The organism is Antricoccus suffuscus (assembly GCF_003003235.1).
GTDB lineage: Bacteria > Actinomycetota > Actinomycetes > Mycobacteriales > Antricoccaceae > Antricoccus > Antricoccus suffuscus.
Window position 1 is genome coordinate 225,279 of sequence record NZ_PVUE01000006.1, and the last position, 9,929, is coordinate 235,207.

The 9,929-nt window shown below is 62.5% G+C and carries 11 protein-coding genes; 6 read left to right on the forward strand and 5 right to left on the reverse strand.

What is annotated here, in order from left to right; translation table 11 throughout:
* Nucleotides 1-7: 7 nt before the first annotated feature.
* The 4 genes from CLV47_RS09660 to CLV47_RS09675 form a co-directional block, all read right to left on the reverse strand.
* Entirely contained in the window at nt 8-424 is a 417-nt protein-coding gene (locus CLV47_RS09660) for a hypothetical protein (protein ID WP_106348818.1), read from the reverse strand.
* A 1-nt stretch (nt 425) separates the two neighbouring features.
* Complete coding sequence (locus CLV47_RS09665; RefSeq protein WP_106348819.1) at nt 426-1,421, reverse strand: phosphotransferase family protein; 996 nt, start codon at nt 1,419-1,421, stop codon at nt 426-428.
* Between the two features lie 93 nt (nt 1,422-1,514).
* Complete coding sequence (locus CLV47_RS09670) at nt 1,515-2,294, reverse strand: IclR family transcriptional regulator (protein ID WP_106348820.1); 780 nt, start codon at nt 2,292-2,294, stop codon at nt 1,515-1,517.
* Nucleotides 2,291-3,934, reverse strand: coding sequence for an AMP-binding protein (locus tag CLV47_RS09675; RefSeq protein WP_106348821.1), 1,644 nt, complete (start codon nt 3,932-3,934; stop codon nt 2,291-2,293). The genes CLV47_RS09670 and CLV47_RS09675 overlap by 4 nt, the downstream gene beginning before the upstream one ends.
* A gap of 305 nt (nt 3,935-4,239) precedes the next feature.
* Between CLV47_RS09675 and CLV47_RS09680 the strand changes: the two genes are divergently transcribed.
* From CLV47_RS09680 to CLV47_RS09705, 6 genes are all read left to right on the forward strand, one after another.
* Nucleotides 4,240-5,112, forward strand: a complete 873-nt coding sequence (locus CLV47_RS09680) for a cyclase family protein (RefSeq protein WP_106348822.1) — start codon at nt 4,240-4,242, stop codon at nt 5,110-5,112.
* A 947-nt stretch (nt 5,113-6,059) separates the two neighbouring features.
* Nucleotides 6,060-6,455 (forward strand): cupin domain-containing protein, encoded by a 396-nt coding sequence (locus CLV47_RS09685; RefSeq protein ID WP_106348823.1) that lies wholly within the window; start codon nt 6,060-6,062, stop codon nt 6,453-6,455.
* 26 nt (nt 6,456-6,481) lie between these two features.
* On the forward strand, nt 6,482-7,375 hold the full coding sequence (sigJ, locus tag CLV47_RS09690; RefSeq protein ID WP_106348824.1) for an RNA polymerase sigma factor SigJ: 894 nt from the start codon (nt 6,482-6,484) through the stop codon (nt 7,373-7,375).
* Nucleotides 7,376-7,412: 37 nt separating this feature from the next.
* Nucleotides 7,413-7,838 carry a hypothetical protein gene (locus CLV47_RS09695; RefSeq protein WP_106348825.1) on the forward strand — a complete coding sequence of 142 codons (426 nt, stop codon included), beginning with the start codon at nt 7,413-7,415 and terminating at the stop codon, nt 7,836-7,838.
* A complete protein-coding gene (locus CLV47_RS09700) occupies nt 7,835-8,593 on the forward strand; it encodes an SDR family oxidoreductase (protein ID WP_106348826.1) in 759 nt (252 codons plus the stop codon). The genes CLV47_RS09695 and CLV47_RS09700 overlap by 4 nt, the downstream gene beginning before the upstream one ends.
* Nucleotides 8,593-9,426 carry an NAD-dependent epimerase/dehydratase family protein gene (locus tag CLV47_RS09705; protein WP_106348827.1) on the forward strand — a complete coding sequence of 278 codons (834 nt, stop codon included), beginning with the start codon at nt 8,593-8,595 and terminating at the stop codon, nt 9,424-9,426. The genes CLV47_RS09700 and CLV47_RS09705 overlap by 1 nt, the downstream gene beginning before the upstream one ends.
* 254 nt (nt 9,427-9,680) lie before the next feature.
* Here CLV47_RS09705 and CLV47_RS09710 read toward each other — a convergent pair.
* A partial coding sequence (locus CLV47_RS09710; RefSeq protein WP_272946792.1) for an acyl-CoA dehydrogenase family protein occupies nt 9,681-9,929 on the reverse strand: 249 nt, incomplete at its 5' end.

The window sequence follows — 9,929 nt, forward strand, 5'->3', positions numbered from 1 at the left end:
GATCGGATCAGGCCGGGTCAGTCTCGATACGACGCAGAAGGTAGGCCCCGATCAGCGTCCGAGCCTCGCCGCCTGCCGGGGTCGATGGAAGAATTCTGATTACTCGGGAGAGCAGCTCACGCAATTGCTCATTGCGTTTGGTCAAGGTGATGACATCAGTGGCGGAACACGCCGAGGTCACACGGTCGACCTCGGACTGCAGGTCCGGCACCACTGGTGAGACTTCGCCGAACAATCCGATCATGGCGCGGTTGTCGCTTTCGTAGAATGGCACCAACGCATGCCACGACTTCGCGACACGAACGAGAAGTCGTCGCGCGTTCGTCAGTAGTTCCGCTGCCTCTTCTGTAAGCGGCACGCTGGTTTCGACCTTCTCGATCAGCCGGTCCGCTCCGCGCAACTGGGCGTCAATCGTCGGATGCATGTTAATCCTCGGTGTCGGTAGTGGCGGTGAGCAGAGTGCTCAGCACCCGGCGGGTTGGCCTGAATGGTTCGTCGCTTCGGCCGTCGAGGAAGGACCGAAGGCCGCTCACTTGCATCACAGCGGTCTTAAAGCTCGAGAAGGCAGTCCACCAACGCAGGGCGATGGGGTCCACGTCAAGCCCGGTGGAGTTGGAATATCTGCCCAACAGGTCGTTGAGCTCCCAGCTGCCAGGAATGAGGTGCTCTCGTGCTCGCAGTGGCTGAGTCACCCAGCCGATGTCCTCGAGCGGATCGCCGAGGTGTGCGAGTTCCCAGTCGAGTAGCGCCACAATCTTGTCGCCCTGTAGCAGGATGTTTCCGGGTTTAAAGTCTGCGTGCACCAGCACCGTGCGGATCGATCTCGGCGCATGTCTCTCGAACCAATCGATCGCGAGATCCAACTCCGGATGGGACTCGAGCTGGTCGTGTCGCAGGACCGCGACCCAGTTGCTCAACTCGCGCCGCGCCGCGTCCGGGCCCGGGTCGTCGAGGAATTCGTTGAGTCGCAGGCATTCCCAGTCGATGTTGTGAACCTGAGCAAGCAGGTCGCAGAATTCGTGGGCGAGTTGAACCCGTACCACGGCAGGTCGCTCACCGTTGAGCACGAGGTAGTCACATTCACCGGGCTCTCGACACATGATCAACGAAGGCTTTCCCAGCCACGCGCCATGTGCGTCGAGCCAGCGGGCCTTTGGTGTCGGAACGTCGCTGGCCTCCAATGCACGGAGCACCTTAAATTCGATCGTCCGGTCTGTCTCGACGAGGCCGCCCTCGGGATCACGACGCAATATCAGTGGCTCTCGGTATTCCTCGCCTGCCCGAGATACGACGAGGTCGAAAATCCAGTTCTGCCTCGACCTGCCAACGCCGATCCTCTGCAAGTCGAGGATCCGCAGCCCTGCCCCGACCCGTTGAGCGGACAAGAAGTCTGCGAGCAATTGGCGGATATTCTCAGCCATGTTCACCTCCCATTCCCATGACCGCTCCAACGGTGTGAGTGCGCCCAAATACGCTGTCGAAGGGCGTCGTATGTCGCACGCTCAGCACTCCAGTCAGATCCCCGGTGGGGCGACGCCCACTGGTTCACTCGGCGCAAGCCCACCGATGTCGGTCATCAGCCCAGTCGCCACCTCACGCATGGCAGAAACAACCGCGGCCATTCGCTTATCGTCGACGGAGGCCTCCGAAGTGGAGACATGGATCGCGGCGACAAGTGTCCCGTCGGAACCCCAGACCGGGACCGCTAAGCCGAGGATCCCTAGGAAACTCTCGCCCCTCGTGATGCTGAGCCTCGCGCGTGCGATGCCTGCCAGTTCCGCGCTGAGTTTGTCGTCGTCGACGATAGTCTGCCCAGTAAGCCTGGGCCGACGTACTTGGAACAGCTTCCGTCGAAAGCCGGGATCGAGTGCAGCGAACAACTTCCCGGCCGAGGTGCTGTGCAGGTAAAGCGGTTCGCCAAGCCTAATGTGAATGCTGACCCGCCTGGCACCGAGGTAGCGATCCACGTAGATCAACTGCTGGCCACTCGGCACTGCCAGGTAGACCGCTTCACCGGTCCGTTCGGTCAATGCGATGAGGTGACGGCGGGCCGCGACATGGACCGAGACACCGTCGAGGACCTGCGCGCTCAGGGCGATGGCTTCGGGGCCAATTCCGTACTGACCGTCCACGCTGTCGATTTGGCGCAACTCGACAAGGGTCCGCAGCAGATCATGCGTACTGCTAATGGGCATCTTCAGCGCACGGCTCACCTCAGACACCGACATGGTCTGAGGCGAGGATGCGATCAACCGGATTACAGCGAAGATGCGACTCAGTCGGTCGGCCTTCATCGTGCCTCCTCGGCCAGCACGCTTTCGACGAGCGACGCCGCATCGTCATGAAGCCCACGCCTTAGTAATTTTCCGGTGCCGGTGCGCGGCAGTTCGGTAACCACCGCGACGGCCCACGGGACCTTGTACCCGGCGATCCGCCCCTTGCAATACGCGATTACCTCGTCGGCAACCAGCTCGCCAGAACGGGACACGACGAATGCGACAACTACCTGTTCCCGTGAGGGGTGCGGCGCTCCCAGGACGACGACTTCGGCGATATCGGGGTGGGTACTGAGATAACTCTCCACTTCGGCCGGCGAGACGTTGATCCCCGATGTCTTGATCATGTCGGTGATCCGCCCGACGAACGCGACCGCGCCGTCCGGAGTGACGATCATCCGGTCACCTGTGCGGTACCACCCATCGGCGGTGAACGCTGTGAGGTTCGATTCCTGGTTGTTGAGATATCCAGACATCACCCTGCCCCGCACATGGAGCTCTCCTGGGGTACCGGCGGGGACTGGTAGTCCAGTCTCCTGGTCGATTACCCGCACCTCGACGCCCGGTAGTGGGGCGCCCTGCGTGTGGAGCCGCACCGCGAGCGGCTCACGATGGTCGGTCACGCAGCAGTTTCCGTACGTCTCCGTCGATCCGTAGACATTGCAGATCTGCTCGACGCCCAGTGTGACGGCGGCGCGCCGCACCTCATCCGGCCTGCCGATCGTCAAGCCTGTCCGCAGCGAGTCCAAGCCTGAGATGTGTCGCGCAACCTCACCGTTGTGTGCCTCGGCCAAGGCGTCGATGATTGCCGGGAGCAGGTATGCCGCCGTTACTCTTTCACGGTCCATGAGCGTTGCGGTCGAGTCCGGCTCGAATTGTTCTTGCAGAACTAGACAAGCGCCGTGAGCCATTGTCGCCATCAACGCGTTAGCGCAGCCGTAGCTCCAAAATAGCGGCGAGCCAAGCCAAACTCGGTCTCGCCCGCTAAGTCCCATGCGCTCACCAATGTGGAACCCGTTGACAATAAGGTCGCGATGACGCAGTGGTACCGCTTTTGGAGCGGTCGTCGAACCCGATGTGTACAGCACGAATGCCGGCCCGTCGCCGCGTTCGGCAACGGCCGGTGCCGGACTATCGGAATCATCGCCGAGGAGGTCGCCCCACCGCAGCGTGCCGCGCCGCGAATCGGATCCGAGAACGACGACCGCACGCAACTTCGGGAACCGGGCGCTGCTCCATTGTCCCGGCTCCGCTTCGCCCATCTCGGGTACCAACGACTCCAGTTCGGCAAGGAGATCGATGCTGCGGACCCGGTCGGCCAGGATCAGAGTCGATGCACCAGAACTGCTTAGGAGTTGCTCGAGGTCGTAGGCCCGCACCCAGGTGTTGAACGCGTCGACTCGGGCTCCAGCGCCAAGCGCACCAAAAGAAGCCATCAGCCATTCGGGAGTATTCGGGGCCAGAAGTGCCACGACATCACCGTCTTCAACACCGATCCTGGCCAGTCCGCGCGCTATCCGACGCGCACCGGAATCGAGGTCTGCATAACTGAACCGCCTGTCGCCGGCGACTAATGCCTCCCGGTCAGGACGACCCGACGCGCACTCACTCAGCAGCGCCGGAAGTGTACGGGCCGCTGGAATCGTGGTCGGCATCATGGCAGGACGGAACACTTCGTCGTGATCTGCTCGGATAACGACACCCGCCACCCCTTATCAGCTGTCCACCGAACGCGCCGAGGACATATTCGAAAACTCGAAGTTCGATTCGCAATCTTGTAACAACGGTAGGCGTGTACAAGGATGTGAGTCAAGAGAGTTCAAGTCGCGTTGAACCAGAAGAGTCGACGTACAGCGGAACAAAACGAGAGAGGCAATATGAGCACATACCTGAAATCCCGACTTCTCAGGACCCGGCCAACGCTCTCGTCAACCGCATCGTTACGGACGGGTGCGCACTCCCAATGACACACAGCAACTGGGGGCGCTGGGGCCCCGACGACGAGGCCGGTGCGCTGAACTTGTTAACGGCGGCCACCGTCAAACGTGGCGTCGAGCAGGTTACGGAAGGCACCGTCATATCGCTGGCGCAACCGTGTGGGCCGGTGGCGATGACGTCACCGCATCGCCATTCACCGGCCAGATTCATGGACCGCGACGCTGGCGACTACGCCGTCGGCACACGACGAACCAGCAATTTCAAGTTTGCCGAGGACACCGTCCTAATGCCGACCCACAGCGGCACTCACCTCGACGCGCTCGCGCACGGCTGGGAAGGAGATCGCCTATACAACAACCATCCATCCGCGGACACTCGCTCCATCCGCGGGGCGGCGCGGTGTGGCGCGGACAAGTTACGACCAATCGTCACGCGAGGGGTGCTGCTCGATATCGTCGCGCTGTCTGGTTCAGCGCTCGCCGCAAGCACGGGGGTAACCGACACCGATCTCGAACGCGCCTACGAGATGGGCGGCGTTCAGCCACGGAGCGGAGACGCGGCCCTTGTCCGGACCGGATGGTGGGAAAGGGGCCTGTCGACGACGGACTACCACCGCGATGAGCCTGGACTGACGTTGGATGCGGCGGAGTGGCTTGCCGAACGCGATGTCGCCGTCGTGGGCGTTGACAATTACGCCGTCGAAGTACAACCCAGCGAACCGGGCAGCATGTTCCCTGTGCACCTCTGCCTACTCCACCGCAATGGCGTGCCACTTCTCGAGAACCTCGACCTGTCCATTCTCGCCGACACAGGCCGTTCGGAGTTTCTGTTCATGCTTGCCCCCTTGCCCTTGGAAGGATCGACGGCCAGTCCGGTAGCGCCGATAGCCGTGCTCTGACGTCGGTCATCCTTCAAGTTCCTTGACATCCTTTGCTTGCGAACCGGCTTCGTATTCGGGAGAGACCGAACCGCAGAGAAAGGGATATCAGCCGCCCAGCCGAATCGGCAGGTTCCAATGACACTGATGTGGGCGCCTGGTACGAGAAAGCTCCAGCAGATTGGAACGGTCCGACACTGAATGCTCACCTCTTTGCTGGATACGCGCACCGCCGAGAAGCCCTCCGTGAGTCCATACGAATGGCGCAGCGTCGCGCTCTGCGCCTTCCAAGTCCCAGCAGTTCACGCGAGATTAGGTTTCCAATAGGCACGCCCTTGGCTTTCCGGTCGGCCCGGAGGTGAACACGATCAACGCGGTATCTCGCGATCGGTGTTCACGATCGCGACCGACGATCCCGCAGATGGCAATTGGTCAACGATTACCGCGGCCACACGCCGACAGGGTCCGACGCGCGAAGTGCGTTCTCGAAAGTTTCGTGACGTACGCCCGTGCAACTGCGGCCGATCGACCTCCAGGATTGACGGAATATCCCACCGACCTCATCATGCTGCCCGAGGCAGGAATCTCACGCCACAACATCGACGTACCGCATGAGAGCTCGACAGTCGGTACGCCGTAGCACATCCGCGCCACTACGAAATGCGCCGCGGCTGACGTGACATAGGTGTCCCGGGTGGCAATCCAATGGCAGACTAGCGCTGTGGCCCAGGACCAAGACTTACCCCACCAAGGACAGCTTGCGATACGCCTATATGGACAAGTTCTGGCAGAGCTTCTGTCACGCGGTGGGCCGCGCGGTGCGCCACTCGATGCTCGAGGCGTGCAATAAGAGGTCGAATCGGGTCCAGAGTCTCTGATTGAATTAATCTGCCCCGCACCTCACATTCGGCGTACCTATCGGGTCATATCTCGCAGAGGCACACGGCCTCATTCGAAGGGAGACTCCTATGCTCGGTCCCACAACTGGCCTCGAGGTGCTGGATCATGTCCAGCCCGGCTTCGACTTTGGCCAGCCAAACGTCATGACGGTCACCGTCGAGCTCGAGCCTGGCTCCGCCGGGGCCCCGCCGCACCGGCACTCCGGCCCCGTCTTTGGCTATGTCATTGAAGGCGAGATCATTTTCGAGCTTGAGGGCGAGCCCGAGCGAGTCATCCGCGCTGGAGAGGCGTTCTGGGAACCGGGTGGCGATGTCATCCACTATCAGGCCGCTAACAATCTCGCCGACGCCAACAGCAAGTTCCTCGCGGTCATGCTCTGCGCGCCCGGCCAAGAGATGCTTATCTACGTCAGCGCCGAGGAACTCGAGCAACGAGCTCACCTACGGCACCCGCGCCAGGTCTAAGGGGTATTAGCCGGAGGAGAATTCTCATGCCGCAAGATGAGCTCGACCAGGAGGTCATGGGCGAACGGCGACACCTGATGTCCCTGGCTTACCGGATGCTCGGCACCATCCCCGAGGCCGAGGACGCCGTGCAAGAGACCTACATCCGCTGGTATCGGATGAGCGAGGCAGAACGCGGTGCCATCGAAGTGCCGCGTGCCTGGCTGACCCGTGTCGCAGGTCGTGTCTGCCTCAACGTGCTCAACTCCGCACGCAAGCGTCGCGAGCGTTACGTTGGTCCATGGTTGCCAGAACCTGTTCCGACTTTCGCGTTCACGGAGCCGACCGACTCTGCCACCGATCCGTTGGAGCGCATCACGCTCGACGATTCGATCAGCACGGCTCTGCTCGTCGTACTCGAATCCATGACACCGGCGGAGCGGGTCGCTTTCGTCCTGCATGACGTCTTTGCTCTTCCCTTCAGCGAGATCGCGACAATAGTTGGCCGTACGCCGGCCGCGTGTCGCCAGCTTGCGACCGCGGCGCGACGACGTGTGGAGCACAGCCGTCGCCATCGGGCCTCGCGCACCGAGCATGACAGTGTCGTGAGCGGCTTCGCCCAGGCCGCTCGCACCGGCGATCTTGCGGGTCTGATTTCCGCCCTTGATCCGGCTGTCATCCTGCGCTCGGACGGGGGTGGCGTCGTGACGGCGGCGCGCAATCCCGTGTACGGCGCCGAGAACGTCGCCCGGTTCCTGCTCGGCGCACTGACGAAGAACCCGAGTGCGGAGGTCCTGGAGCAGCAGACTCCCGACGGTCTCGGGTTCGCTCTGTGGAACCAGGGGCGCATCGTCGGTGTGGTCACCCTAGAGGTGGTCGAGCAGCTTGTGAGCGATGTGCGGATGGTCTTGAACCCGGACAAATTATCGTTGTGGAACTAGACCTCACAAGTGCGGCCGCCACATTGTCTATATGGATATGAACAACTCGTATCGCCGTACCGTCCTCGCCTTGACCGTTGCGGTCGGGCTCTACGTAGGACTGTGGGCGCAATTCTTCCCTCATGGCTTTTACACGTCCTTTCCGGGATTCGGGCTGAGCTGGATCAACTTGGACGGAGCGAACAATGAACACCTCATTAGGGATGTCGGAAGCCTCTACCTCGCACTGACGGCGATCAGCATTGCCGGGATCGCCTCCCGAACCGTTGCCATCGGTCGGGTCGCCGGCCTGGGCTGGACAGTGTTCGGCGTACTTCATTTCGGTTACCACATCAGTCACATGGTCGGGACCTCGACGGACGCCGCCGGCACGGTACTCAGTCTCGGGATCAGCGCAATACTTGGCATCCTGCTTCTGTTCCCCGCCAGCAAGTCCACATCTATCAGGGAGCATCAACAGTGAAGTTCGCGATCGCCGGCGGCACCGGCGCGGTTGGGCGCCACGTCGCCGCCGCAGCACAGCGGGCCGGTCACACGCCCCTCGTTCTCAGCCGCGGCAGCGGTTTCGACCTGATGAACGTCGACGGGTTGGCCGATCACCTCACCGGAGTCGATGCCGTCATCGACGTATCGTCTCCGTCGACGCTATCGACGAAAAAGATCCTTGCATTCTTCGGGACCGTGACCGGAAACCTGCTCACCGCCGAACGCGATGCCGGGGTACCCCACCATGTAGCGCTATCGATCATCGGCGCGGCCGCTCACCGGTCGGGCTACTACGCGGGCAAAGCCCTCCAGGAAGACCTGGTGACCGCATCGGGGAGCACCTGGTCGATGCTGCGCACGACTCAGTTCCACGAGTTCTCCCAACAGACCGTAAACCGGGGCACGCTCGCCGGACTCCTGATCTCACCCAAGATGCGCACCCAACCGATCGCAGCGGCGGACGTCGCTGCAGAACTTGTGCGTATCGCTGAAGGGCTCCCGCGCGACCTCGAGCCGGATCTCGCGGGACCGCGTGAGGAATACATTCCCGACATGGTGCGCAAGTACGCGCGGGCCGTCGGTAAGAACAATCCGCTGCTGGCGGTCCCGATGCCCGGAGCGGCCGGTAAAGCCATGCGCAACGGGGGTCTTCTACCCGACCCCGGCAGTCGCACGTCGTCGCAGACCTTCGACGAATGGCTCACGACAACAACAGAAGGGATCAAGTCCTAATGCGCATATTTCTCGCCGGTGGCGCCGGTGCGCTCGGTCGCAGAATCATTCCCCGTCTCACCGCCCTTGGGCACCACGTCACCGCAACGACGAGACACTCCGAACGGGTCGACATACTCTCACGGCTCGGCGCGACTCCCACGATCGTGGACGTCTACGACGCCGACCGGCTCGCCGCCGCGGTAATCGCTGCCGCACCAGACCTGATCCTGCACGAGTTAACCGATCTGAGCAGGTTCGACAGGGACGCCAACGCCCGACTCCGTCGCGAGGGCACCGCGAACCTCGTCGCCGCGGCCAAGAATGCCGGCGTCACGCGCATCATCGTGCAGTCCATCGCGTGGGTATTCCCAGACGGTACGACGCTCGCCACCGAGGAGGACGCGGCGGTCTCCGGCACCGCGGTTGATGACATGGAACAACTCGCGTGGACGGTTCCACACGCCACGGTGCTCCGATACGGCATGCTCTACGGGCCAGACACCTGGTACGCGCCGGAGGGCCAGATCGCCCGCGTCGTTGGGAAACGGGGCCTGCCTGCCACAGCCGCGTATACCTGCTTCGTCCACATCGACGACGCCGCCGCGGCAACGGTTGAGGCACTCGCCTGGCCCGACGGCCTCTATCAGGTCGTCGACGACGAGCCGGCGCCGGCAACCTCGTGGCTGCCCGTCTATGCCCGCGCAATCGGCGCCCCCGAACCCGAGATCACAGCAGCGGTTCCTGGTACGCCGCTTGGGCGTCCTGTGTCCAATGCCAAGGCGCGCGCCGCCGGCTGGGAGCCGATCTATCCCACGTGGCGAGAAGGCTTTCATCACCTGACTGATACGTGAGCGTCCGACCTAGAGGGCCGGGTGCTCCTTGGCCGTAGGAGCTTTATGGCCGCGCGCACACGGCTCGGGCTTGGTGATGCACACTCGGAACGGGCAACCATAGGCCCTACCCGGGATAGATCAGGCGCGCCGACACATTCGCTGTCACAATCGAAACGATCAACGTCCCGGGCGCTGCCCATTGCGCCAACTCCGGTCGGTGGCCACCCAATTCGCCTATTCAGGTCAGCGACGGGTCCAAAAGCTGTCTGGTGCTAGTGCTGTGCGAGTTCGTGCCGTCCGACGACCATGTGGTGCACCTCGTCCGGTCCATCGGCGAAACGAAGCGTGCGGGTGCTCGCATACATCTCGGACAGCGGCGACCACTGGGAGATGCCGGTCGCGCCGTGGATCTGGATCGCCTGATCAATGATCTGGCAGGCCTTCTCCGGCACCATGGCCTTCACCATCGACACCCACACGCGTGCTTCCTTGTTACCAAGCACGTCCATCGCCTTCGCCGC